This is a genomic window from Stenotrophomonas sp. 3(2025), assembly GCF_052665395.1.
The window spans coordinates 87,242-109,774 of sequence record NZ_JBQOIF010000014.1; the positions used below are offsets into that span (position 1 = coordinate 87,242).

The window sequence follows — 22,533 nt, forward strand, 5'->3', positions numbered from 1 at the left end:
TCTCCAGGCGTCTACACGCGACGTGCGATCACCGTGGCGAACACCGCCAGGCCCAGGGTGATGGCCAGGCACAGGATGTAACCGGTATGCGGGGCGCTTTCCACGAACAGTGCGAACAGCGCGCCGGATACCGCCAGTGCGGTGGTCACCGACAATGCTTCGCTCAACTGCAGGGCCGAGGTGTTCGCGCCCTGTTCGTGCGGCGGTGACAGTGACAACGTCAGTACCGACAGGCTGGCGTAGATCATGCCCATGCCGAAGCCGGTCAACGTCCAGCCGACCAGGGCGACCGGCAGTGGCACCGCAGTGAACAGCACCGCCAGCGTCGCGGCGATGCCCACGGTCATCAGCGGTGCGCCCACGCGCAGCAGTTGCTGCCGCGACCAGCCGCGCTGCTGGTGACCCTGCAGCCACGAGCCGGTGAACCAGCCCAGCGCACCCAGGCTCAGCACGGCACCGGCCCAACTGGGTGACAGCCCACGCTCGCGCTGCAGCAGCAGGGGCAGGTAGGCCTCGCAGGCGAAGAACGCGGCAGCGGCCACACCACGCAATGCGATCACGCTGGGCAGGCCACGGCGCAGGCGCAGGGTGCCGGCGGGCAACAGGCGATGCACGCAGAACAGCAGCGCCAGCATCGCCACGCCGATGCACAGCAGTGCCGGTACGCCCTGTTGTTGCCCGCCCAGATACAGCAGCAGGGCAGCCAGGGAGGCGCCGCTGGCCCAGCGCACGATGTTGCCGCGGGCATCATCGACAACATCCGTGGCTGCAGCCTGCATGCGCGCCAGCGCCGGACGCAGCAGCAGGCCGGCCGGTATCGCCAGCAGCGGCACCGCCAGGAACACCCAGCGCCAGCCAAGATGCTGCACGATCACACCACTCAGCGCCGGGCCGATCATCGACGGCACCACCCAACCGGCAGAGAACGCGGCGAAGACCTTCGGCCGCAGATGCTCGGGATAGGTCCGGCCGACCATCACATACAGCGACACCGAAATGGCGCCTGCGCCCAGGCCCTGCAGCAGGCGTCCGGCCACCAGCATGCCCATGCGCAGGGCGAAGCCCGCCAGCAGCAGGCCCAGCACGAAGCAGGCCAGGCCCCACCATAGCGGGCGTGCGGGGCCGTGGCGGTCGGCCCAGCGGCCGGCCAGGGTCATGCCGATCACGCTGGTGGCCAAGGTGCCGCCGAAGGCCAACGCAAACAGGCGCAGGCCGTCCAGGGCCTGGGCCACGGTCGGCATTGCTGCGGCCACCGCCAGTGCCTCGAAGGCATGCAGGGAGACCAGGGCGACCATGCCCAGGGTGGTGGCGCGGTAGCGCGCGGACAGGATGGAGGAATCGACCGGATCGGCCGTGGCAGCGGGGGAGGGCATCGGGTTCCTGCGGGGGCGGACGGGCCGCGCTTGTCATCTGGCGGCGATGGTAGCAGCATGCCACCTCAACCAAAGTTGAGGTCAATCGATGCTGGCACAGGACATGAGCGTCGGCGATGTCGCCCGCCGCAGTGGGGTGGCCGTCTCTGCGCTGCATTTCTACGAGCGCAAGGGGTTGATCAGCAGCCTGCGCACGTCGGGTAACCAGCGTCGCTACGCCCGCGATGTACTGCGCCGGTTGGCGGTGATCCGTGTGGCGCAACGCGTGGGCATGCCGCTGGAAGCGGTGGCACGTGCGTTCGAGAGCCTGCCGCAGGGGCGGGCGCCGACCAAGGCCGACTGGGCCAAGCTGTCGGCACGCTGGCAGGTGGAGCTGGAGGAACGTATCCACATGTTGCAGCTGCTGCGCGACGAGCTGACCGGCTGCATCGGCTGCGGTTGCCTGTCACTGAAGCGCTGCCGCCTGGCCAACCCGGATGACGTGCTCGGCGAGCGCGGCGACGGCCCGATGCGCTGGGGCTGACCGTGCGGGTGGGTGCCGACCGTGGTCGGCACGCTCGTTACCAGACGGTGATGGTTTCGCCGCTCTGGATGCCTTCTACCGCGCGCTGGAAGGCCAGTGCCGCGCGCTGTGCGGTCACCGCTTCGAAGCCGGGGAAGTAGGGGCCGTAGGCTTCCATCGATTCCACCAGCACGTTCGGGCTGACCACGTTGATGCGCAGCCCGCGCGGCAGCAGTTCCAGCGCCGCCGCCCGCACGAAACCTTCCAGCGCATGATTGACGGCAGTGGCGTTGGCGCCATCGCGGATCGGCTGCGCGCTGACGATGCCACTTGTCAGGGTGATCGAGCCGCCAGCGTTGAGATGGTGCTGCGCGGCCAGTGCAAGGCGTACCTGGCCGAGCAGCTTGTCCTGCAGGCCGACGTTGAACTGTTCGGGTGTCATCTGCTGCAACGGGCCGAAATGCAGCTTGCCGGTGGTGGAGATCACCGCATCGACCGGGCCGGTCTGCGCGAACAGCTCGCGCACGCTGGCGTCGTCGGTGAGGTCCACGCGCAGGCTGCCGCTGTGGCGGCCGGCAGCGAGGATGTCGTGCTGCTGGCCCAGGTGGCGGGCGACCGCCTGGCCGAGGGTGCCGCTGGCACCGACGAGAAGAATCTTCATGACAGCTCCTTGCGAGAGGGGATGGATGCAGTCTGCGCCGTCACCGGCTGGTTTGGTAAGCGGCGTATGATTCGCATATTCCGAACCATGGGTTTGCAATGGATACCTTGCGCTGCATGCAGGCCTTCGTCGCCGTGGCCGAGCACGGTAGTTTTTCCGCCGCCGCCAGCCGCCTGCAGGTCTCGGCGGTGATGGTCGGCAAGTACATCCAGCAGCTGGAAGCGCACCTGGGCACCGCGCTGCTGCAGCGGAACACCCGGCGCCAACGCCTGACCGAAGCCGGCACTGCCTACCTGGCCGGTTGCCGGCAGGTGCTGGAACAGGTGCAGCAGGCCGAGGCGGACGTGGCCGGGCTGCAGGTGCAGCCACGCGGGCTGTTGCGGGTCAGTGCGCCGACCACCTGGGGCAGCTGCGTGCTGGCTCCCGTGTTGAGCGAGCTGCTGCGGGCACAGCCGCTGCTGAACATCGAGCTGGACCTGAGCAATCGCCGCATCGACCTGATCGAGGATGGCTTCGATGCAGCCATCCGCGTCGGTCCGCTGCCGTCGCAGGAACTGGTGGCGCGGCCGCTGCCGCCGTATGCGATGAGTCTGTGTGCATCACCGTCGTACCTGCGCCGCCGTGGTACGCCGCGCACGCCCGCCGATCTTGAAGGACATGATTGCCTGAGCCACCTGGCCTGGCGCGGCGGTCACGGTTGGCAGCTGGCCAATGGCGAACAGGTCGATTGGGAAGCGCGGTTGACCAGCAATGACGGCTACGTGCTCCGCGAAGCAGCCGTGGCGGGCGCAGGCCTGGTGCTGCAGCCGACCGCGCTGCTTGCCGGCGAAATCGCAGCGGGACGATTGAAGCCGCTGCTGCGCGACCATCTGCCCGAGCCACGGCCGATGCACCTGATCTACCTGCCCGACCGTCGCCCACGACCCCGGCTGCAGTGTTTCGTTGATTTCGTCATGGCCAGGCTGGGCGCGTAGATCCACGCATGCGTGGATGGCGGTGGGTGCCGACCGTTGGTCGGCACACCTGTTTCAATCATTGGCCGCAGACAGTTCCTGCCCACGCACCTGCGCCGCACGCAGTGCCTTTTCCACCAACGCTTCAAACCCGCCGGCCTGGAAGCTCTCGATCGCCGCCTGGGTGGTGCCGTTGGGGGAGGTCACCCGGCGCCGCAGTTCGGCTGGGCTTTCACCGGCTTCGTCCAGCATGCGCGAGGCGCCCAGCAGTGTCTGCACCACCAGCGTGCGCGCCGCTTCTGCAGGCAGGCCTTGTGCGATGCCGGCCGCTTCCATTGCTTCGGCCAGCAGGAACACATAGGCCGGGCCACTGCCGGATACGGCGGTGACCGAATCCATCTGCGCTTCGTCGTCGATCCACACCGTGCGTCCCGCGCTGGCCAGCACGCGTTCGGCCTGCGCATGCTGCTGCGCATCCACCGCTGGCGTGGCATACAGGCCGGTGACCCCGGCGCCGAGCAGGGCCGGGGTGTTGGGCATCGCGCGCACCACCGGCAGCGTGCCACCCAACCAGCGCTGCAGCTGCGGGCTGGTGATGCCGGCGGCGATCGAGATCACCAACGGCTCCTGTGCCTGCGCCAACACCTGCAGTGACTGGCAGACCTCGCGCAGCACCTGCGGTTTCACCGCCAGCAGCCACGTGTTGCCCTGCGCCGCCGCAGCGGCCGCGTTGTCGTAGGTCTGCACGCCGAAATCGGCAGCCAGTTTTTCGCGCAGTTCGGCCACTGGCTCGGCCACGTGGATGTGGGTGGCCGGCACGCCCTGCCGGATCAGGCCGGCAATCAGGCTGCGGGCCATGTTACCGCCGCCGATGAAGGTGATGGGATCAGCTGCCATGGGAATCTCCTTGGAATCAGGCCGGGCGCGGACGCGCGCCGAACAGGGCGGTACCGATGCGCACCAGGGTGGCACCTTCGGCGATCGCTTCAGCGTAGTCGCTGCTCATGCCCATCGACAGGGTGTCCACCTGGGCATGAGCGGCAGCCAGCGCCTCGAAAAGTGTGCGCATGCGCACGAACGCGTCGCGCCGGCGCTCGGTGTCGGGCCATGGCGCGGGAATCGCCATCAGGCCGCGCAGGCGCAGGTTCGGCTCGGCGGCGATGGTTGTCGCCAGCGCGTCCACGTCGTCCGGCGCGCAGCCGTGCTTGCTCGACTCGTCATCGATGTTGACCTGGATGAGTACGTTCAGCGGGCCGCGTTCAGCGGGGCGGTAGCGGGCCAGCGCGCCGACCAGCTTGGGCCGGTCCACGCTCTGCACCCAATCGAAGTGCGTGGCCACCGGTTCGGCCTTGTTCGACTGCAGGTGGCCGATCAGGTGCCATTCCAGGCCCAGCGGCTGCAGTTCCTGCATCTTGGCCAGCGCTTCCTGCACGTAGTTCTCGCCGAACGCGGTCTGGCCCTGCGCGGCAAGCGCAGCCACGGCCTCGGCCGGCTGGGTCTTGGACACCGCCAGCAGGCGCGGCGGTGGCCGCCCGGCGGCAGCGGCGGCGTTGTGCAGGTTGCTCAGGATCTGGGGCAGGGGAGTGGCCACGTAACGCGTTCCGTTCAATCAGGAGGCTATACTGCCGCCCGGGGAAAGATCCTTCCAGTCGAAGCCGTTATTGGGGAGTAGCCGCTCATGGATATCGCCGAGCTGTTGGCGTTTTCCGTAAAGAACAAAGCGTCCGACCTGCATCTGTCCGCAGGCCTGCCGCCGATGATCCGCGTGGACGGCGATGTTCGCCGGATCAACATTCCAGCCCTGGACCACAAGCAGGTCCACGCGCTGGTGTACGACATCATGTCCGACAAGCAGCGCCGCGATTACGAGGAGTTCCTCGAAGTCGATTTCTCCTTCGAGATCCCGTCGCTGGCGCGCTTCCGTGTCAATGCGTTCAACCAGAACCGTGGCGCCGGTGCGGTGTTCCGTACCATTCCGTCCGAAGTGCTGACCCTGGAAGACCTGGCCTGCCCGCCGCTGTTCCGCGAGGTGATCCAGCAGCCGCAGGGCCTGATCCTGGTGACCGGCCCGACCGGTTCGGGCAAGTCGACCACGCTGGCGGCGATGATCGACTACATCAACAAGAACGAGTACGGCCACATCCTCACCGTCGAGGATCCGATCGAATTCGTGCACACCTCGCAGAAGTGCCTGATCAACCAGCGCGAAGTGCACCGCGATACGCACGGCTTCAATGAAGCGCTGCGTTCGGCACTGCGTGAGGACCCGGACATCATCCTGGTCGGCGAACTGCGTGACCTGGAAACCATCCGCCTGGCGCTGACCGCCGCGGAAACCGGCCACCTGGTATTCGGCACCCTGCACACCAGTTCGGCGGCCAAGACCATCGACCGCATCATCGACGTGTTCCCGGCCGGCGAAAAGCCGATGGTGCGCTCGATGCTGTCCGAATCGCTGCGCGCGGTCATTTCGCAGGCGCTGCTGAAGAAGGTCGGTGGCGGTCGTACCGCCGCCTGGGAAATCATGGTCGGCACCCCAGCCATCCGCAACCTGATCCGCGAGGACAAGGTGGCGCAGATGTATTCGGCCATCCAGACCGGCCAGCAGTACGGCATGATGACCCTGGACCAGCACCTGCAGGACCTGGTCAAGCGCAGCCTGATCACCCGCAACCAGGCCCGCGAATACGCCAAGGACAAGCGTCTGTTCGAGTAAGGCGAGGCAATGGCGGGGCAGGGCGCGCGAATACGTGGCCGGCCCCGCGCTGTTTCCTCCACCGACCGATTCCTGGTACATGCCCCATTGGGAGCCCGCCGTGAACACCACCGCGACCACCATCGATTTCACCTCGTTCCTCAAGCTGATGGCGCACCAGCGCGCCTCGGACCTGTTCATCACTGCCGGCATGCCGCCGGCGATCAAGGTCAACGGCAAGATTTCGCCAATCACCCAGACGCCACTGACGCCGCAGCAGAGCCGCGATCTGGTGCTGAACGTGATGACGCCGGCGCAGCGCGAAGAATTCGAAAAGACCCACGAATGCAACTTCGCCATCGGCCTGTCCGGCGTCGGCCGCTTCCGCGTGAGCTGCTTCTACCAGCGCAACCAGGTCGGCATGGTGCTACGTCGCATCGAGACGCGCATCCCGACCGTGGAAGAGCTGAGCCTGCCGCCGATCATCAAGACGCTGGCGATGACCAAGCGCGGCATCATCCTGTTCGTCGGCGCTACCGGTACCGGTAAATCAACCTCGCTGGCAGCGATGATCGGTTACCGCAACCAGAATTCGACCGGGCACATCATCACCATCGAAGATCCGATCGAGTTCGTGCACAAGCACGAGGGCTGCATCATCACCCAGCGCGAAGTCGGCATCGATACCGACAGCTGGGAAGCCGCGCTGAAGAACACCCTGCGCCAGGCGCCGGATGTGATCATGATCGGCGAAGTGCGTACCCGCGAGGGCATGGACCATGCCATCGCCTTCGCCGAAACCGGCCATCTGGTGCTGTGCACGCTGCACGCCAACAACGCCAACCAGGCGATGGACCGCATCGTCAACTTCTTCCCGGAAGATCGCCGCAACCAGCTGTTGATGGATCTGTCGCTGAACCTCAAGGGCGTGGTCGCGCAGCAGTTGATTCCTTCGCCGGATGGCCGCTCGCGCAAGGTGGCGATGGAGATCCTGCTGGGCACGCCGCTGGTGCAGGACTACATCCGCGACGGCGAGATCCACAAGCTGAAGGAGCTGATGAAGGAATCGGTCCAGCTGGGCATGAAGACCTTCGACCAGAGCCTGTTCGAACTGTACCAGGCCGGTGAGATCAGCTACGAGGACGCACTGCGCTACGCCGATTCGCAGAACGAGGTGCGCCTGCGCATCAAGCTCAGCCAGGGCGGCGATGCCCGCACCCTGTCGCAGGGGCTGGATGGCGTGGAGATTTCAGAGGTCCGTTGATCACCGCGTACATGGCGGTCCCCGGCATGCGGGGGCCTGTGCCATGGCGAGCACTACAGGGGAGTGCATATGGATATGCCGTTGGCCCGCAACGTGGTATTGATTGATTTCGAGAACGTCCAGCCGCCTTCCCTGAAGGAGCTGGCCGCGCCGGGGTTCACGGTTCTGGTATTCGTCGGTGCATCGCAGGCACGCATCAGCATGGATGTGGCTGAGGCCATGCAGGCATTGGGCAGCCAGGGTCGTTACATACGCTGCCATGGCAGCGGCCCCAACGCGCTGGATTTCCACATCGCGTTCTATATCGGCGAGATGGCGGCCAGCGATCCCAAGGTGTTCTTTCACATCATTTCCAAGGACACCGGTTTCGATCCGTTGGTGGCACACCTGAGGTCGCGTGGCCTGCAGGCAGGCCGCTGTACCTCCGTGGCCGATCTGCCGATGTTCCGCTCCGCGCGGCAGAAGGCTGCTGCAGCTGCATCGCCTGCAACGAAAACCATGCCGCCGGATACCCGGTTGGTGCATCTGCGCGACTGGCTGGTGCGGCAGGACAAGGCGCGACCCGGTTCAAAGGCGGCACTGCACAACTCCATCAACAACCTGTTCCAGAAGGCTTTGCCTGCGGGTGAAGTCAACGCGCTGGTGCAGCAGCTGCAGCAGAAGAAGTGGATCGTGCTGGAGGGCAACAAGGTCTGTTACCAGGTAGCCGCCATGCGCGCCTGAGCGGCACTGGCGTCGCCCCTGCAGGCTCTGCGATAGTCGCGCGGTCACCGCGCTCGCGGGACAGGGGGAGCCGGCACCCTGCCGGCGTGACAACACGAGGTTCGCATATGGAAATGCACGATCCGTACCGTGCGCCGGCGGCAACGCCTGCGCGTCCACCGGTGCTGCAGTCCGCGCAGGACAGCTTCGCCACATCCAACCAAGCGGTGTATTACTCGCCGCCGACGATGAAGATCGCCGCGCTGTCGCTGGCCACGCTGGGCCTGTATCCGCTTTACTGGTTCTGGCAGAACTGGCGCGCCATCAAGCGCGAAACCGACGGCAACCAGTGGCCATGGGCGCGCGCGCTGTTCTCACCGATCTGGGCATTTTTCTGCTTCAGCGATCTGCGTGATATCGCGCAGTCGCGCCGCCGGCAGCTGGCCTTTGCGCCAGGTCTGCTGGGGGCGCTGTTCTTCCTGCTCAATTTCGCCGGTCGGCTGCCCCATGGCGGCGCGCTGCTTTCGTTGTGCACCTTTGTGCCGCTGCTGCCGGTCAACAGCCTGCTGCGCCGCTACCATCTGGACGAGAAGGTGGACATGCGGCGCATGGACCGCTTCGGCGTCTGGCACGTCCTCATGCTGCTGCCTGGCGTCGCGCTGCTGTTGCTGGCGATCCTGGCGATTGTGGCGGGCGAACTGCATTCATGAAATCCAGTCATGACCGACTGCCATCCAGGTCGTTCAATCCGCTGCCCCCGCAGGCGTATCGTCATCGCTCCCCTACTGGAGCACGACGATGCAGACACGTGAACTCGGCCGCAGCGGCCTGAAAGTCTCCGCCTTGGGCCTGGGCTGCATGGGCCTGAGCCACGGCTACGGTCCCGCCGTCGAGCAGAGCCAGGGCATCGCTCTGCTGCACGCGGCGGTCGAGCGCGGCGTGACCTTCTTCGACACCGCCGAGGTCTATGGACCGCATACCAACGAAGACCTGCTCGGCAGGGCGCTGGCACCGCACCGCGACAAGCTGGTGATCGCCACCAAGTTCGGCTTCAAGGACGCACAGGTCGACACCGGCCTGGACAGTCGTCCGCAGAACATCCGTGCGGTGGCCGAAGCCAGCCTCAAGCGCCTGCGCACCGAGTACATCGACCTGTTCTACCAGCACCGCGTGGATCCGAACGTGCCGATCGAGGATGTGGCCGGCACCGTGCGTGACCTGATCGCCGAGGGCAAGGTGCGCCACTTCGGCTTGTCCGAAGCCAGTGCCGCCACGGTGCGTCGCGCGCATGCCGTGCAACCGGTGGCTGCAGTGCAGAGCGAGTACTCGCTGTGGTGGCGCGAACCGGAACGCGAACTGCTGCCGGCGCTGCAGGAACTCGGCATCGGCTTCGTGCCGTTCAGCCCGCTCGGTCGCGGCTTCCTGACCGGCGCGATCAATGCCGACACCACCTTCGCCGACAACGATTTCCGCAACACCGTGCCACGCTTCGAAGTGGAAGCGCGTCGCGCCAATCAGGCGCTGGTTGACCGCATCACCACGATCGCGGCGGCGCGGGGCGCCACCCCGGCACAGGTCGCGCTGGCCTGGCTGCTGGCGCAGGCACCGTGGATCGTGCCGATTCCGGGTACGACCAGGATCCATCGCCTGGAAGAGAACCTTGCCGCCGCCGACCTGCCGCTGTCTCCCGCGGAGCTGGAGCGCATCGCGCAGACGCTGCAGGAGATCGCCATCGTCGGCGAGCGCTACAACGCGCAGCGCGCAGCGCAGGCCAAGGGCTGATCGCAGTGGGTGCGGACTTTCGTCCTGTGCTGGGTGCGGACCGTTGGTCCGCACGCCTCACCCCACCATCGGCCCGCGCAGCGCATCAAGCACCGTACGCATCGCCACGGTGATGTGCCGGCGTGACGGGTAATACGCGTAGTAGCCATCGAAGTGCGGGCACCAGTCATCCAGTGTTGATTGCAGGCGGCCTTCCAGCAGGGCCGCCTGCACCTGGTCTTCGGGCAACCAGGCCAGTCCGCTGCCGGCCAGCGCTGCAGCCCGTGTCATGCCCATGGTGTTGAAGGTCCATTGGCCGGAGACACGGATGCTGAGTTCGTTGCCGTCCTGGCCGAAATCCCACGGCATCAGGCCGCCATGGGTGGGCAGGCGTAGGGTGATGCAGTTGTGCGCGGCCAGATCGTGCGGATGCACCGGCGCCACGTGCTGGCGGAAGTACGACGGTGCGCCCACCACGCGCATGCGCAGCGGCGGACTGATCGGCAGCGCCACCATGTCGCGTGCCAGGCGCTCACCGAGACGGATGCCGATGTCGTAGCGCTCGGCGACGATGTCGGCCAAGCCGTAATCGGTGGTCAGCTCGACCTTCAGGTCCGGGTACTGCTGCAGCAGCGGTGCCAGCCTGGGCCAGGCCAGGTATTCGGCGGCGTGGCCGGTGGCGTTGATGCGGATGGTGCCTGCGGGGCGCTCGCGGTACTCGGCCAGCGCGGCCAGTTCGTCTTCGATCTCGGCCAGGCGCGGGGCCAGGGTTTCCAGCAGGCGGGCACCGGCCTCGGTGGTGGCGACGCTGCGGGTGGTGCGGGTCAGCAGGCGCACGCCCAGTCGCTCTTCCAGCCCGCGCATGGCGTGACTGAGGGCGGATTGCGAGACGCCTAGCTGGGCAGCGGCCTTGGTGAAGCTGCCTTCGCGGGCAACGTGGACGAAGGCTTGCAGGTCGTTGAAGTTTTCACGCGGCATGAGGGGATGATACGGCCGGGCTGCGCCCGGCGCCCGCGGTAGTGCCGGCCGCTGGCCGGCAACCTCAACAGCAACAGCCGAAGCAAGAGCAAAAGCTGGTTCCTGTGGGATGGCGGGGTGGGTCCGGTTGCAGGGGACGCTGCAAGTACGTCCCTGTAAGCTCGGTCGCGCCATCCATGGCGCTCACGCCCCTGCAACCGGACCCACCCCGCCTTCGACAGTTTCCCGGTGCTGTTGGTAGATGCTGTTGGTAGGTGTCGACCTTGGTCGACACGTAGATCCACGCCATGCGTGGATGCGTACCCGGTGGTACCGGCGCTGGTCGGTAAATGCCGATGTCGATTTGTGGTTCCGTGGTTCGTCGAATGGGTACTTTCCAGACAACAGGGAGCAGCACATGAGCACCGACAGCAAACCCAAGGGCCCGGCGTCCTATTTTCCTTCCATCGAAAAGACCTACGGGCAGCCGGTGACGCATTGGCTGGGGCTGCTGGCCAAACGGCCGGGCTTGAAGCATATGGAGCTGGTCAGCTTCCTGAAATCCGAGCACGGGCTGGGCCATGGCCACGCAAACGCCCTGGTCGCCCACCACCTGGCCACCCGGCGCTGAGACAACCGCTCCACCGAGCGCAGCGACCCGCTTCTGCTCTTCTTTTCTCTCTACGTGGCTGGACGCGCACGGAACCTGTCCGGGGGCCGGGTGGGTGGGCTGTGCAGGGGCGTGAGCCGCATGGGCCCGAGGCATGCCTCGGGCGGGTTGGGCAGGACGCTCAACCCCGGTCTTGCCGTGCGCGCGGGATAGCGCGCACGAGCAAGCGGCGACCGAGCTTACATGGACGTACTTGCAGCGCCCCCTGCACAGGCCACCCCCCCCGCCCCCGGGCCGAATAGGCGGGCCGGAGCCCACCCGCCCGGCCCACTGCCAGATTCGGAGGCAGTATGCCGCCCAGCCACGAGCGGCTGCGCCGTTCGCCGCAACTCCCAACTGAACGATTTCATCTGCAACTGTCATGCAGATCGTGTCTAATACCGCTCCCCACCCGTAGTGCCCCCACCTGTATGTCCCTCCAATCCCATGGCCCGGCGCCGTGCGACGACGCTGACGGCCACCTGGTCACCGCTGGCCCGCTGACCCCGCCGCCCGATGTTGCCGGCACCCCCGCCGATGAGAAGGCGCTGCGCCACTCGGTCGCCGAGGACGTGCAGGGCATGGTGCTGGCCATGCTCGTGGCCTCACTGGGCCTGGCGATCTTCGCCAAGGGCGGGCTGATGATCGGCGGCATGGCCGGCATGGCCTTCCTGCTGCACTATTCGATGGGCTGGAACTTCGGCCTGGTGTTCGTGCTGGTCAACCTGCCGTTCTACTGGGTGGCCGTGCGCCGCATGGGCTGGGAATTCACCCTGAAGACGTTCGCAGCGGTCACCGCCTGCGGCCTGCTCACCGACATCCTGCCGCGCTGGGCGGACTTTTCGCATATCGCGCCGCTGTACTCGGCGCTGGTCGGTGGCGCGCTGTCCGGCCTGGGCATCCTGTTCTTCATCCGCCACCGCGCCAGCCTCGGCGGCATCGGCATCCTGGCGGTGTACCTGCAGCGCACCCGCGGCTGGAGCGCCGGCAAGGTGCAGATGTCCTTCGATGCGTGCCTGATGGTGGCCGCGTTCTTCGTGCTGTCGCCGTCGAAGGTGATGTACTCGGCCATCGGTGCGGTGGTGCTCAGCCTGGTGCTGATGTTCAACCACCGCCCGGGCCGCTACATGGGCGTCTGATTCCGCATTCGGCGGATCGCCTGCCCAGGCGCCACGCGCCCCGGTAGCGCCGGGCCATGCCCGGCGGATGCGCATCAGCCGCGCGCTGCCTGTACCCACGGCGGTGCCAGCTTCAGCAGCGTTGCATGCACCGGGCAGTCCTCGGCATGCGCGCCCGGCAGGTAGCCCAGGCTCATCAGGAACTCGCCGGTGATCTCGCCGCCGGTGAAGCGGAACGTCTTCTTGAACAGCTTGACCCAGTCGGCCTTGCTGCGCGGATGGTGTGCGTCCAGCCAGGCGGCGAAACTGCCGTGGCTCTGGCGCAGCTGCTGGATCACCTGCGCGTTGTGGATCGCCGCCAGCACCTTCAAGCGGTTGCGGATGATGCCCGGGTCCGATAGCAGGCGCTCGATGTCCTGCTCGGCGTAGGCGGCGACGCGATCAACGTCGAACGCGTCATAGGCCGCGCGGAATCCCTCGCGCTTCTTCAGGATGGTCTCCCAGCTCAGGCCGGCCTGGTTGATCTCCAGCAGCAGGCGCTCGAACAGTTCACGCTCATCGCGCTGCGGGAAGCCATATTCATTGGCGTGGTAGTACTCGTGCACCGGATGGCCCGGGGCGATGCGGCAGTATCCGCTCATGGTGTGGCCGCCTCCGCGCGGTCGTTGCTGCGGTCAATCTCCAGCTGGCCTGCCGCGCCGTCAAGCAGCAGCGTCGGCCAGCGCGGCGGCTGCATGGTCAGGCGGCCGTCGCGCAGGGCCTGTGCGGCCCCGTCCGAGGTGCGCTGGTCAACGTCCTGGAAGGAAACCTCACCCTCCTTTCTCCAGCCAGCCGGTTCACGCACGTGCAGCTGGCAGCGCGGACCGCTGTACACACTGGTCAGGCACAGCAGCACGTCGTCTTGGCCATCGCCATCCAGGTCACGGCGCAGGGTGACGCAGCGGTTGTCGCCGGTCTTGTCGTCGTCCAGGCAATCGCCCGCATCCAAGCGACGGTCCAGTACCGCCTGCCACCAGTCATCGGCTGGCGATGCGGTGCCCTTGGCCTGCACGATCCGGGACTTCAGGCTCGCCAGGTCGCGCACGCCATCGTCGATGTCGTTGTCCCAGCGTGACTCACGCTTCTGCCGGGCCAGGGCCTGCACGATGATGCTGGAGGCGCGGGTGTCGGCCGCCAATGACGGTGCTTTCTGCAGCGTGCGCAGCGCCTGCACACCGCGGCGGCCCAGCTCGAAACGCAGCTGGTCTGCAGCGTCCGCGGTCATCAACGCCGGATCGGCGCGCAGGCGCTTCATCTGGCTGGCCAGGGTGATGCGCACCGGATCGATCACCGGCGAGATCGCCAGCAGGGCGGTTGCCAGCACGGCCCAGCACATCCAGCGGTTGACCGGCTCAAGCCGATGCAGCCAACGCCCGTGCCGACGCAGTGCGGCGAAGGCGTAGCCGATGGCATAGCCGGCAATCAGCACGGCGACCGCCACGCCCCAGAAGCGCGAGAGGGTCCAGCCGTACTGGCTGACCCGCAGGGACATCGCATACAGCGCCAGGCCGGCGTAGATCGGCAGTGCCAGCAGGCTGGCCTCGACCAGCCGGCGCAGCCATGCCGGGTAGGGCGGGGTGCCGTCGTCGTGCTGGTAGACCGCGTTGGCCAGGCTGATCAGCAGCACCGCCAGCACCAGCAACAGGCTGGCGGCCGAGCGCGTGGCCCACAGCGGCGCCAGCCCGGTGAACGGCAGCGACAGCATGAACAGCACCGCGATGAACGAAAGCAATGGCAGCAGGCCGCGGCAGATCGCGAAGAGCACCTGGCGGGTGATCTGCATCGCGCGATGCTGGGTGCGCCCGATCAGCACGCCGAAGCCTGCCAGCATGCCGGTGGCCAAGGCGATGAAGGCATCGCTGCCGAACAGGACGTGGAAAAAGTCGACCTTGACCATCCGGAACAGCGCCGCCCACAGCCACAGCAGCAGCCAGGTCAAGCCGGTGAACACCGCCGCCAGCACCAGGGTCAGCCCGTTCTGCCAGGCGCGTTCGAACAACGCGCCATAGTCGGCCCGCCAATGTCCGCCATGCAAGCGGAACTGCCACCACGGCAGGGCAATGAACGTGGCAACGGCCAGGCAGATCGAGAGCGGAACCTGCAGCACGGCCGCATACAGCGCGGTTTCTCCGCTCAGGTTCCAAGCGGTCCAGGCGGCCAGCGCGAGGACCAGCAACGAGGCCAACCCGGCGTGCAGCCACAGGCGCCATGCCTTCAGATCGACCAGCGTCAAGGCCACTGCGGTGGGCACGGTCAATACCCAGGCATACCAGCAGTAGCGCCAGCCGATGTCCCGGAACGGCCATTGATCCGCCAGTTCCTGGGCCGCGAAAAGCATCAATCCCTGCAGCAGTGCGATCAACACGATCATGCTGCGGGTGGGCCATGACAGCGTTGCATCCTGCTGCATCGGGTCGTCCTCCTTGCAAGAGCGCCATCCTAGCCCATCCCTTCGCGCCCGCATCCGGTCGCAGCGGTTAGAATGGCGCCCATGCCAGTAACGCCGACTTCCCTCGCCAATCACCTGCTCGTGGCGCTGCCGTCGCTGATCGACGCTACCTTCGCCCGCACCGTCGCGCTGATCTGCCAGCACGACGAGAACGGGGCAATGGGGGTGCTGGTCAACCAGCCGTCCGAGTACACCCTGGGCGAAGTGCTTGCGCAGATGGATATCGCTACCGGCGATGGCGTCCTGCAGGCGCGTCCGGTGCTCAATGGCGGACCGGTGCATCCCGAGCGTGGCTTCGTCATCCATGACGACGCGCGCGCGTGGGATTCCAGCCTCGTCGTCGGTGACGGCCTGTACCTGACCACCTCGCGTGACATCCTTGAGGCGATGGCGCGCGGCGAAGGCCCGGCCAATGCCGTGGTCACCCTGGGCTGCGCGGGCTGGAGTGCCGGCCAGCTGGAAAGCGAACTGTCCGAAAACAGCTGGCTGACCGTGCCGGCCGATGCCGAACTGGTGTTCCAGCTGCCGCTGGAACAGCGCTGGCAGGGCGCCGCGTCGCGCATTGGCGTCGATCTGTTCCGGCTGACCGATTACAGCGGCCATGTCTGAGCCGGCCCTCATCCGTCGCGATGGCACCGTACTCGGTTTCGATGTCGGCTCGCGCCGGATCGGCGTGGCGATCGGCAGTGCCTTCGCCGCGCATGCACGCGCGGTGGCCGTGGTCGATGTGCACGGCAATGGCCCCGACTGGGCGGCGATCGAACGCCTGCTCAAGGAATGGAAGCCCGATGGCCTGGTGGTCGGCGATCCGCTGACCCTGGACGGCCAGGACCAGCCCAACCGCAAGCGCGCGCAGGGCTTTGCCCGCCAGCTGCGGGAACGTTTCAAGCTGCCGGTGGAGATGATCGACGAGCGTTCCAGCTCGGTCGAGGCCGCCCGCCGCTTCGCCGTCGAGCGCGCCGAAGGGCGCAAGCGTCGTCGCGACGCGGCTGCGCTCGATGCCGTGGCTGCGGCGGTGATCATCGACCGCTGGTTGTCGTCGCCGGACGACGCCATTCCCATTCCCTGACGATACGAACCCCGCCATGACCGCCCAGCAACTCGATGACTCCGGCCGCCTGCGCCACCTGTTGACGCTTGAAGGTCTTCCCCGCGACACCCTGGTGCAACTGCTCGACCGCGCTGGCCAGATCCGCGATGCCGCGGTCGGCCGTGTCGGCAACAAGCGCCACGTGCTGGGCGGATCGGCGGTGTGCACGTTGTTCTTCGAACCCTCCACCCGTACCCGCAGCTCGTTCCATCTGGCGGCGCAGCGGCTGGGGGCGGACGTGCTGAACTTCGACGCCTCCACCTCGTCCACGCGCAAGGGCGAAACCGCCTGCGACACGCTGAAGAACCTGGAAGCGATGGGCGTGCGTGGTTTCGTGGTGCGCCACCCCGATGACGGCGCCGTGGCGGCACTGGCTGCCGTGGCGGGCGAGGGCACCGCGCTGGTCAATGCCGGCGACGGCCGCAGCTCGCACCCGACCCAGGGCCTGCTGGACATGCTGACCCTGCGCCAGGCCAAGGGCCCGGACTTCTCGAAGATGAAGGTGGTGATCGTCGGTGACGTCAAGCACTCACGCGTTGCCCGCACCGACCTGCATGCCCTGCGCACGCTGGGCGTGGGCGAGATCCGCGTATGCGGCCCGCAATCGCTGTTGCCCGACGACGACACCCTCAAGGGCTGCGTGGTCGGTGATGATTTCGACGCGATGCTGGAAGGCGTCGACGCGCTGATGATGTTGCGCCTGCAGCGCGAGCGCATGGAAGAAGGCCTGGTGCCGTCGCTGGAGCAGTACCACGCACAGTACGGCCTGAACACCGCACGCTTGGCCCGCGCCGGCAAGGACGCCGCCGTGCTGCACCCGGGCCCGATCAACCGCGGCGTGGAAGTGACCGATGACGTGGCCGACGGCCCGCAGTCGTGGGTGCTGCGCCAGGTCGCCAACGGCGTCGCCGTACGCATGGCCGTGCTGGAAACCCTGCTGGGTTGATACCCCGAGACCCGGTTGGGTGGGAATTTGCCTTGAACTACCTTGGTGGGTGCCGACCGTCGGTCGGCACATAGGGGATCACCTTGAACTGCCTCGGTAGGTGCCGACCGTTGGTCGGCACAGAGCAATCAGTCCCATGAAGCGCTGGGCGCAACCATTGATTGGCTACAGGCCTACCTGCATCGGAGTAGTTGCCCGATAGAAGGGCACTGCCGGCAGGCACACGCTTGTGCCCATGAACCGTGCACGTCTATGCCTTGGCCGCCATTCCCGGATCGGGCAATCCTACATCCTGACCACCGTCACTCAGGGGCGTCGACGCTACTTCGACGATGCCACTGCCGCGAAGGTGGTGATGGACGTGGTCCGCCGCATTGATGCTGACGGCCTGACACACTCACTTGCCTATGTGGTCATGCCGGACCACATCCATTGCCTTGTGGAACTCCGCGCATTCTCGCTGGATTACATCATGCAACGCTTCAAATCGAGCAGTGCATTGCGGATCAACCGCATGTTCGGCCGATCAGGGCGATTCTGGCAATCGAGCTATCACGACCACGCGATCCGCTCCGATGAATCACTGTACCGGCATGCGATGTACGTGTTGGGGAATCCGATCAGGGCAGGGCTGACCGCACAGCTTGGTGAATATCCCCATGCGTGGTGTCGATGGCAGATCGAAGGGAGGTTCCAGGCAATTGAACACATTGGATTGGAGAGATAGTGCCGACCAACGGTCGGCACCCACCGACATACGTTTTCCAGCAGGGGCCGTGGTTCAGCGCTTCTGGGCGAACAACCACGCCCACATCGCTGCGTCGGCGTAGGTGGCATCCCAGGCATTGTGGTTGCCCTCCGCGTACTCGGTATAGCGCACGTCACGCGCGCCGGCGGTCTGGAACGCGGCATGCAGCCGGCGATCATCATCCGGTGGCACCACATCATCCAGCGCGCCGTGGAAGATCCAGATCGGGGTGCGCTGCAACCGTTGCGCGATCACCGCATGAGGGTCCGCTACGTTCGCCACCTGCTCAACGAACAGGGTAGGGCGTACCGCACGTGGTGCCAGCACCGCACCGCAGACCGGCACGATCGCGGCAAAGCGCTTCGGATCGTCCAGCGCGATGTTCCAGCTGCCATAGCCACCCATCGACATTCCGGTCAGGTACTGCCTTGCCGGGTCAGCGCCGAATTCAGCGATTGTGGCGTCCAGTGCCGCGATCGCCACCCGGTTGTTGCGGCCGCTCCATTCCTCGGCGCCGGGGACCTGCGGAAACACCGCCAGCGCGGGGAAGTCGGCCGCGTGCCGGCGCAGGTACGGGCCCAGGCCTGCGTGGGTCTGCTTCACGCCATCGCCGCCGCGCTCGCCGGAGCCGTGCAGGAAAAGCACCACCGGCAGCGGACCGGCCGCGCGCGCGGCAGCGGCCGGGATGAACACCTGGTAGTAGGCGGTGTCGCCGTCCACCTTCACCGCGCGTGCCTCGAAGTGGCCGCGCGCACCGGGCGGCGTACTGGCACACCCGGTCAACATCAGCAGGACCAGCAGCGGCAGCCAGCGCAGAAGCGATCGAAGCATGGCGGTTCCCATGAGGGCGATGTCGCCTCGATGGTAGTGCGCCGCGACCGGCCCGGCATCGTGCGCCGCATCACTGCGGGCGCGGGAAGCTGGCGATGATCTCCAGCTGCTCCTGTGCTTCGGCATTGCCGCCTGCGGCCGCGGCCTGCACCTGCGCCATGTCCGGGTGCAGCACCACCAGCAACGGGTTCTCGCACACCGGGCACACGTACTCGGTGGCGTCCTCGTCCAGTTCCATCACCATTGCCCGCGAACTACCTTTCCACTCGCAGGCGGCACAGGTGTGCAGCTGGTCGCGCCAACCCGGCGCAAAGTAGTTTTCGATCGTCGTTGCCATGGCAGTTCCAGTCAGTGCAGCAGGACCATGGTGGCCAGGCCGAGGAAGGTGAAGAAGCCCATCGAGTCGGTCACCGCTGTCAGGAAGATGCCGCTGGCCAGCGCCGGATCGAAGCCGAAGCGCTTCAGGCCCAGGGGCACCAGCACGCCGGCAAGCGCCGCGAACAACAGGTTGCAGGTCAACGCGATGGCGATCACGGCCGAGAGCCCGGGTGAGTGGAACCAGGCGAGCACGATCAGGCCCAGCACAGAACCGAGCACCACGCCATTGAGCAGGGCCACCCGCACTTCCTTCCACAGCAGCGTGCGTGCGTTGGAACTGCCGACCTGGCCCAGTGCCAGGCCGCGCACCATCAGCGCCAGCACCTGGGTGCCGGCGTTACCGCCGAGGCCGGCGACGATCGGCATCAACACCGCCAGGGCGACCAGCTTGTCGATGGTGCCCTCGAAGTGGCCGACCACGCTGGAGGCCAGGAACGCCGTGCACAGATTCACCGACAGCCACATCAAGCGGCGGCGCATCGCGCGCCAGACCGGGCTGAACAGATCTTCATCCTCGTCCAGGCCGGCGGCGCCCAGCGCCTGGTGCTCGGCCTGGCCACGGATGATGTCGACCACGTCATCGATGGTGATGCGGCCGATCAGGATGTTGTTGTCATCCACCACCGGCGCGGAGATCCAGTCATGGTCGGAGAACTGCCGCGCCACTTCCTGGTCGCTCTCGCCGACATCGATGGCAGGCTGCTCATCGTCGATCAGGCGGTTGATCGGGGTGGTGTCTTCATGGGTCACCAGTGAGGCCAGCGACACCCGACCCAGGTACTGGTGGCGGCGGCTGACCACGAACAGGTGATCGGTGTGGTCCGGCAGTTCGCCGCGCAGGCGCAGGTAGCGCAACACCACATCGACGTTGACGTCGGCGCGTACCGTCACCACGTCCGGGTTCATCAGGCGGCCGGCGCTGTCCTCGGGGTAGGACAGCACCTGCTCCAGGCGCTCGCGGTTCTCGCGGTCCATCGACTTGAGGACTTCGTCGATGACCGTATCCGGCAGGTCTTCAACCAGGTCGGCCAGATCGTCGATGTCGAGGTCTTCGACCGCGGCGATGATTTCGTCCGGGTCCATGTCCGCGAGCAGGCTTTCGCGCACGTCGTCGCCGACGTGGACCAGCACCTCGCCGTCATCTTCCGGATCGACCAGGCCCCAGACGATCTCGCGCTTGCCCGGCGGCAGCGATTCGAGCAGGTTGCCGATCTCGGCCGGCGCCAGGGTATTGACCAGACGGCGTACCGGGCCCAGCCGGCCGCTGTCCAGTGCATCGGACAGCATCCGCAGTTGGCGCGCAGTCTTGTCGTGGCGTACGGCCTCAGCCATCGCAGCTCCCGCGGGATAAGAAAAGCCGCGATCCCAGCAAGGATGCGGCAACAGGGGTGTTCAGCGCGTCATTATCGCAAGGGGATGTTTCAGCGCATACCCCGCGGCCTGCGGCCATCGGGGTCCACGCATTCAACCTTATCCCCCGCCTGTCGGCGCGCCCCTTGAACAACAAGGGGCTGTTGCTGCGGATCGAATCTGCCTGGGGCCGGCGGCCAGCGGCGCCACACACTCCGCCGGGCATGGCCCGGCGCTACCAAAGGTGGCACGCGGCGGTAGCGCCGGGCCGTGCCCGGCGAGCGCGTAGCGCGGGGTCAGGACGCGTCCGCCACCAGCGCCAGCCAGCGCTCGATGCCGCGGCGGTCACGCATGCCCAGCAGCTTCGGTGCGCGTGCGCGCAGGGCCCCCAGGTCGGCATCACGGACGGCCCGGCGTACTTCCAGCAGGGTGCCCGGGTGCAGGCTGAACTCGGTCAGGCCCAGTGCCAGCAGCAGCGGGGTCATCCGTGCGTCGCCGGCGATTTCGCCGCATACCGCTACCGGAATGCGATGGCGTGCGCCGGTCTCGATCACCATCTGCAGCAGGCGCAGCACGGCCGGATGCAGCGGCGAATACAGTTCGCCCAGTGCTTCGTTGTTGCGGTCGGCGGCCAGCAGGTACTGCACCAGATCGTTGGTGCCGATCGACAGGAAGTCGACCAGGTCGATGAAGCTCTCCAGCGCCAGCGCGGCGGCGGGTACTTCGATCATCGCGCCCAGTGGTACGTGCTCGGCCACCATGTGGCCCTCGGCGCGCAGTTGCTCGCCCAGTTTCAGCATGCGCCGGCGTACCGCCAGCAGTTCGTCGCGGGTGCTGACCATGGGCACCAGCACGCGCAGCTTGCCGTAGGCCGAGGCGCGCAGGATCGCGCGCATCTGGGTATCGGCCACCTTGGGCCGGGCCAGCGACAGGCGCACGCCGCGCAGGCCCAGCGCCGGGTTTTCCTCGTTGCTCAGGGTCAGGCCGGTGCGGTCGGCCTTGTCAGCACCCAGGTCGAGGGTGCGGATGGTCACCGGCCGGCCGCTCATGCCCAGCGCCGCATCGCGGTAGGTCTGGAACTGTTCTTCTTCGTCCGGCAGCTCGTTGCGCTGCAGGAACAGGAATTCGGTGCGGTACAGGCCCAGGCCATGGGCGCCCAGCGCATGCGCTTGGGTCACATCTTCCAGCGATTCGGCGTTGGCCAGCAGTGCGATGTCGACCTGGTCGCGGGTGCGGCTGGGCTTGCTGCGCAGGCGGCCAAGCTCGCGCTGCTCGCGTGCGTGCTCCTTCAGGCGCGCGCGGTAATCACGCAGGTTGTCGGCCTGCGGGTTGACGGTGACGCTGCCGTCGGCGCCATCGATGATCAGCACGTCGCCGTCGATCACCTTGTTCAGCAGCTGCGGCACGCTGACGATCAACGGCAGGTGCAGGCTGCGGGCGAGGATCGCACTGTGTGAAAGCGCGCTGCCAGCGCTGGTGACGATGCCGACCACACCGTGCGATTGCAGCTGGGCCAGCTCGGAGGGGGCGATGTTGTCGCAGACCAGGATTTCGCCGGCCAGGCCCTTCACCGCTGCGGGCCGCTCGGGCTGCAGGAACGCATGGATGCGCCCGATCACATGGTCGAGGTCGTCCATGCGGCTCTTCAGGTAGGCATCGTCCATGCCATCGAAGACTTTGGCCAGGCGGTCGCGCTGCAGGCGCAGCGCGTAGCCGGCACTGTAGGGACCACTGCGGATCAGTTCGTCCAGGCCGAACAGCAGTTCGGGATCGTCCAGCAGCAGCGCATGCAGGTCGAGGAACTCGCCGACCTCCTGGTTCAGCGCGCCATGCAGGCGCTGGCGCAGGTCGTGCATTTCCGTGCGCGCCGCGTCGACTGCGTGGTGCAGGCGCGCCAGCTCGGATTCAACCTGGGAGGGGGCGACGCGCTGTTCGGCCACTTCCAGCGCATGCGGCAGGCGCACGCGGGCGCGGCCCATTGCCGTGCCGCGGGCGGCGCCGTGGCCGGCCAGCAGCTGTACCGGCCGTTGGCCGGTAGGTGTTTGGCCGGCGCGCGCGCGCGGCACG

The 22,533-nt window shown here is 66.9% G+C and carries 24 protein-coding genes; 13 read left to right on the top strand and 11 right to left on the bottom strand.

Going from position 1 to position 22,533, the window contains the following annotated elements:
• Positions 1 to 11: 11 nt before the first annotated feature.
• Positions 12 to 1,373: an MFS transporter gene (locus tag ACUXVE_RS12360; protein WP_445514495.1), complete on the bottom strand. Its 1,362-nt coding sequence runs from the start codon at positions 1,371 to 1,373 to the stop codon at positions 12 to 14.
• Between the two features lie 88 nt (positions 1,374 to 1,461).
• On the opposite strand from ACUXVE_RS12360, the gene soxR reads away from it, so the two are divergent.
• Positions 1,462 to 1,896, top strand: coding sequence for a redox-sensitive transcriptional activator SoxR (gene soxR / locus ACUXVE_RS12365; protein ID WP_032951587.1), 435 nt, complete (start codon positions 1,462 to 1,464; stop codon positions 1,894 to 1,896).
• Between the two features lie 37 nt (positions 1,897 to 1,933).
• Here the strand turns inward: soxR and ACUXVE_RS12370 are convergent, their stop codons facing one another.
• A complete protein-coding gene (locus ACUXVE_RS12370) occupies positions 1,934 to 2,536 on the bottom strand; it encodes a short chain dehydrogenase (RefSeq protein WP_025874043.1) in 603 nt (200 codons plus the stop codon).
• A gap of 98 nt (positions 2,537 to 2,634) precedes the next feature.
• Here ACUXVE_RS12370 and ACUXVE_RS12375 point away from each other — a divergent pair, with 98 nt between their 5' ends.
• Positions 2,635 to 3,510 carry a LysR family transcriptional regulator gene (locus tag ACUXVE_RS12375; protein WP_222390461.1) on the top strand — a complete coding sequence of 292 codons (876 nt, stop codon included), beginning with the start codon at positions 2,635 to 2,637 and terminating at the stop codon, positions 3,508 to 3,510.
• A 54-nt stretch (positions 3,511 to 3,564) separates the two neighbouring features.
• Here the strand turns inward: ACUXVE_RS12375 and proC are convergent, their stop codons facing one another.
• Positions 3,565 to 4,386 (bottom strand): pyrroline-5-carboxylate reductase, encoded by an 822-nt coding sequence (gene proC, locus ACUXVE_RS12380; protein ID WP_222390459.1) that lies wholly within the window; start codon positions 4,384 to 4,386, stop codon positions 3,565 to 3,567.
• Positions 4,387 to 4,402: 16 nt separating this feature from the next.
• Positions 4,403 to 5,080 carry a YggS family pyridoxal phosphate-dependent enzyme gene (locus ACUXVE_RS12385; RefSeq protein WP_222390456.1) on the bottom strand — a complete coding sequence of 226 codons (678 nt, stop codon included), beginning with the start codon at positions 5,078 to 5,080 and terminating at the stop codon, positions 4,403 to 4,405.
• A gap of 87 nt (positions 5,081 to 5,167) precedes the next feature.
• On the opposite strand from ACUXVE_RS12385, the gene ACUXVE_RS12390 reads away from it, so the two are divergent.
• From ACUXVE_RS12390 to ACUXVE_RS12410, 5 genes are all read left to right on the top strand, one after another.
• On the top strand, positions 5,168 to 6,205 hold the full coding sequence (locus tag ACUXVE_RS12390; RefSeq protein ID WP_004147099.1) for a type IV pilus twitching motility protein PilT: 1,038 nt from the start codon (positions 5,168 to 5,170) through the stop codon (positions 6,203 to 6,205).
• Between the two features lie 79 nt (positions 6,206 to 6,284).
• Complete coding sequence (locus tag ACUXVE_RS12395; protein WP_049467229.1) at positions 6,285 to 7,448, top strand: PilT/PilU family type 4a pilus ATPase; 1,164 nt, start codon at positions 6,285 to 6,287, stop codon at positions 7,446 to 7,448.
• 69 nt (positions 7,449 to 7,517) lie between these two features.
• Positions 7,518 to 8,171: a PIN domain-containing protein gene (locus tag ACUXVE_RS12400; RefSeq protein WP_222390454.1), complete on the top strand. Its 654-nt coding sequence runs from the start codon at positions 7,518 to 7,520 to the stop codon at positions 8,169 to 8,171.
• A gap of 107 nt (positions 8,172 to 8,278) precedes the next feature.
• Positions 8,279 to 8,860, top strand: coding sequence for a hypothetical protein (locus tag ACUXVE_RS12405; RefSeq protein WP_445514496.1), 582 nt, complete (start codon positions 8,279 to 8,281; stop codon positions 8,858 to 8,860).
• 88 nt (positions 8,861 to 8,948) lie between these two features.
• A complete protein-coding gene (locus tag ACUXVE_RS12410; protein WP_445514497.1) occupies positions 8,949 to 9,932 on the top strand; it encodes an aldo/keto reductase in 984 nt (327 codons plus the stop codon).
• A gap of 57 nt (positions 9,933 to 9,989) precedes the next feature.
• Here ACUXVE_RS12410 and ACUXVE_RS12415 read toward each other — a convergent pair whose 3' ends face one another.
• Positions 9,990 to 10,889: a LysR substrate-binding domain-containing protein gene (locus tag ACUXVE_RS12415; RefSeq protein WP_445514498.1), complete on the bottom strand. Its 900-nt coding sequence runs from the start codon at positions 10,887 to 10,889 to the stop codon at positions 9,990 to 9,992.
• A gap of 397 nt (positions 10,890 to 11,286) precedes the next feature.
• On the opposite strand from ACUXVE_RS12415, the gene ACUXVE_RS12420 reads away from it, so the two are divergent.
• Both ACUXVE_RS12420 and ACUXVE_RS12425 read left to right on the top strand, forming a co-directional pair.
• On the top strand, positions 11,287 to 11,499 hold the full coding sequence (locus tag ACUXVE_RS12420) for a DUF4287 domain-containing protein (protein ID WP_222390449.1): 213 nt from the start codon (positions 11,287 to 11,289) through the stop codon (positions 11,497 to 11,499).
• Positions 11,500 to 11,948: 449 nt separating this feature from the next.
• A complete protein-coding gene (locus ACUXVE_RS12425) occupies positions 11,949 to 12,656 on the top strand; it encodes a YitT family protein (protein ID WP_025874035.1) in 708 nt (235 codons plus the stop codon).
• A gap of 74 nt (positions 12,657 to 12,730) precedes the next feature.
• Here the strand turns inward: ACUXVE_RS12425 and ACUXVE_RS12430 are convergent, their stop codons facing one another.
• Together ACUXVE_RS12430 and ACUXVE_RS12435 are read right to left on the bottom strand one after the other, a co-directional pair.
• Entirely contained in the window at positions 12,731 to 13,276 is a 546-nt protein-coding gene (locus ACUXVE_RS12430; protein WP_025874034.1) for a DNA-3-methyladenine glycosylase I, read from the bottom strand.
• Positions 13,273 to 15,084, bottom strand: coding sequence for a DUF4153 domain-containing protein (locus tag ACUXVE_RS12435; RefSeq protein WP_445514499.1), 1,812 nt, complete (start codon positions 15,082 to 15,084; stop codon positions 13,273 to 13,275). Before ACUXVE_RS12435 ends, ACUXVE_RS12430 begins: the two co-directional genes overlap by 4 nt.
• Positions 15,085 to 15,165: 81 nt before the next feature.
• Between ACUXVE_RS12435 and ACUXVE_RS12440 the strand changes: the two genes are divergently transcribed.
• The 4 genes from ACUXVE_RS12440 to ACUXVE_RS12455 all read left to right on the top strand — a co-directional run bounded on the left by ACUXVE_RS12440 (position 15,166) and on the right by ACUXVE_RS12455 (position 17,886).
• Positions 15,166 to 15,732 carry a YqgE/AlgH family protein gene (locus tag ACUXVE_RS12440; protein ID WP_025874032.1) on the top strand — a complete coding sequence of 189 codons (567 nt, stop codon included), beginning with the start codon at positions 15,166 to 15,168 and terminating at the stop codon, positions 15,730 to 15,732.
• Positions 15,725 to 16,192, top strand: coding sequence for a Holliday junction resolvase RuvX (gene ruvX / locus ACUXVE_RS12445; RefSeq protein ID WP_093817540.1), 468 nt, complete (start codon positions 15,725 to 15,727; stop codon positions 16,190 to 16,192). Before ACUXVE_RS12440 ends, ruvX begins: the two co-directional genes overlap by 8 nt.
• A 16-nt stretch (positions 16,193 to 16,208) precedes the next feature.
• On the top strand, positions 16,209 to 17,159 hold the full coding sequence (locus ACUXVE_RS12450) for an aspartate carbamoyltransferase catalytic subunit (RefSeq protein ID WP_089239291.1): 951 nt from the start codon (positions 16,209 to 16,211) through the stop codon (positions 17,157 to 17,159).
• A 235-nt stretch (positions 17,160 to 17,394) separates the two neighbouring features.
• Entirely contained in the window at positions 17,395 to 17,886 is a 492-nt protein-coding gene (locus tag ACUXVE_RS12455; protein ID WP_222390447.1) for an REP-associated tyrosine transposase, read from the top strand.
• Between the two features lie 54 nt (positions 17,887 to 17,940).
• On the opposite strand, the gene ACUXVE_RS12460 is transcribed toward ACUXVE_RS12455, so the two are convergent.
• From ACUXVE_RS12460 to ptsP, 4 genes are all read right to left on the bottom strand, one after another.
• Positions 17,941 to 18,738 (bottom strand): carboxylesterase family protein, encoded by a 798-nt coding sequence (locus ACUXVE_RS12460; RefSeq protein ID WP_222390446.1) that lies wholly within the window; start codon positions 18,736 to 18,738, stop codon positions 17,941 to 17,943.
• Positions 18,739 to 18,808: 70 nt separating this feature from the next.
• Positions 18,809 to 19,075 (bottom strand): hypothetical protein, encoded by a 267-nt coding sequence (locus ACUXVE_RS12465; RefSeq protein WP_025874027.1) that lies wholly within the window; start codon positions 19,073 to 19,075, stop codon positions 18,809 to 18,811.
• Between the two features lie 11 nt (positions 19,076 to 19,086).
• A complete protein-coding gene (mgtE, locus tag ACUXVE_RS12470) occupies positions 19,087 to 20,448 on the bottom strand; it encodes a magnesium transporter (protein WP_025874026.1) in 1,362 nt (453 codons plus the stop codon).
• A 314-nt stretch (positions 20,449 to 20,762) separates the two neighbouring features.
• On the bottom strand, positions 20,763 to 22,532 hold the full coding sequence (gene ptsP, locus ACUXVE_RS12475) for a phosphoenolpyruvate--protein phosphotransferase (protein WP_093817543.1): 1,770 nt from the start codon (positions 22,530 to 22,532) through the stop codon (positions 20,763 to 20,765).
• Position 22,533 lies beyond the last annotated feature (1 nt).

Excerpts from the sequence above, each read along its gene's own strand:
- ACUXVE_RS12425 (WP_025874035.1), top strand. The coding sequence starts at position 11,949 with ATGTCCCTCCAATCCCATGGCCCGGCGCCGTGCGACGACGCTGACGGC.
- ACUXVE_RS12390 (WP_004147099.1), top strand. The coding sequence starts at position 5,168 with ATGGATATCGCCGAGCTGTTGGCGTTTTCCGTAAAGAACAAAGCGTCC.
- ACUXVE_RS12395 (WP_049467229.1), top strand. The coding sequence starts at position 6,285 with ATGCCCCATTGGGAGCCCGCCGTGAACACCACCGCGACCACCATCGAT.
- ACUXVE_RS12440 (WP_025874032.1), top strand. The coding sequence starts at position 15,166 with ATGCCAGTAACGCCGACTTCCCTCGCCAATCACCTGCTCGTGGCGCTG.
- ACUXVE_RS12420 (WP_222390449.1), top strand. The coding sequence starts at position 11,287 with ATGAGCACCGACAGCAAACCCAAGGGCCCGGCGTCCTATTTTCCTTCC.
- ACUXVE_RS12370 (WP_025874043.1), bottom strand. The coding sequence starts at position 2,536 with ATGAAGATTCTTCTCGTCGGTGCCAGCGGCACCCTCGGCCAGGCGGTC.
- ACUXVE_RS12375 (WP_222390461.1), top strand. The coding sequence starts at position 2,635 with ATGGATACCTTGCGCTGCATGCAGGCCTTCGTCGCCGTGGCCGAGCAC.
- ACUXVE_RS12460 (WP_222390446.1), bottom strand. The coding sequence starts at position 18,738 with ATGCTTCGATCGCTTCTGCGCTGGCTGCCGCTGCTGGTCCTGCTGATG.
- ACUXVE_RS12415 (WP_445514498.1), bottom strand. The coding sequence starts at position 10,889 with ATGCCGCGTGAAAACTTCAACGACCTGCAAGCCTTCGTCCACGTTGCC.
- ACUXVE_RS12430 (WP_025874034.1), bottom strand. The coding sequence starts at position 13,276 with ATGAGCGGATACTGCCGCATCGCCCCGGGCCATCCGGTGCACGAGTAC.
- ACUXVE_RS12465 (WP_025874027.1), bottom strand. The coding sequence starts at position 19,075 with ATGGCAACGACGATCGAAAACTACTTTGCGCCGGGTTGGCGCGACCAG.
- proC (WP_222390459.1), bottom strand. The coding sequence starts at position 4,386 with ATGGCAGCTGATCCCATCACCTTCATCGGCGGCGGTAACATGGCCCGC.
- soxR (WP_032951587.1), top strand. The coding sequence starts at position 1,462 with ATGCTGGCACAGGACATGAGCGTCGGCGATGTCGCCCGCCGCAGTGGG.
- ACUXVE_RS12435 (WP_445514499.1), bottom strand. The coding sequence starts at position 15,084 with ATGCAGCAGGATGCAACGCTGTCATGGCCCACCCGCAGCATGATCGTG.
- ACUXVE_RS12455 (WP_222390447.1), top strand. The coding sequence starts at position 17,395 with ATGAACCGTGCACGTCTATGCCTTGGCCGCCATTCCCGGATCGGGCAA.
- ACUXVE_RS12405 (WP_445514496.1), top strand. The coding sequence starts at position 8,279 with ATGGAAATGCACGATCCGTACCGTGCGCCGGCGGCAACGCCTGCGCGT.
- ACUXVE_RS12450 (WP_089239291.1), top strand. The coding sequence starts at position 16,209 with ATGACCGCCCAGCAACTCGATGACTCCGGCCGCCTGCGCCACCTGTTG.
- mgtE (WP_025874026.1), bottom strand. The coding sequence starts at position 20,448 with ATGGCTGAGGCCGTACGCCACGACAAGACTGCGCGCCAACTGCGGATG.
- ruvX (WP_093817540.1), top strand. The coding sequence starts at position 15,725 with ATGTCTGAGCCGGCCCTCATCCGTCGCGATGGCACCGTACTCGGTTTC.
- ACUXVE_RS12410 (WP_445514497.1), top strand. The coding sequence starts at position 8,949 with ATGCAGACACGTGAACTCGGCCGCAGCGGCCTGAAAGTCTCCGCCTTG.
- ACUXVE_RS12360 (WP_445514495.1), bottom strand. The coding sequence starts at position 1,373 with ATGCCCTCCCCCGCTGCCACGGCCGATCCGGTCGATTCCTCCATCCTG.
- ACUXVE_RS12400 (WP_222390454.1), top strand. The coding sequence starts at position 7,518 with ATGGATATGCCGTTGGCCCGCAACGTGGTATTGATTGATTTCGAGAAC.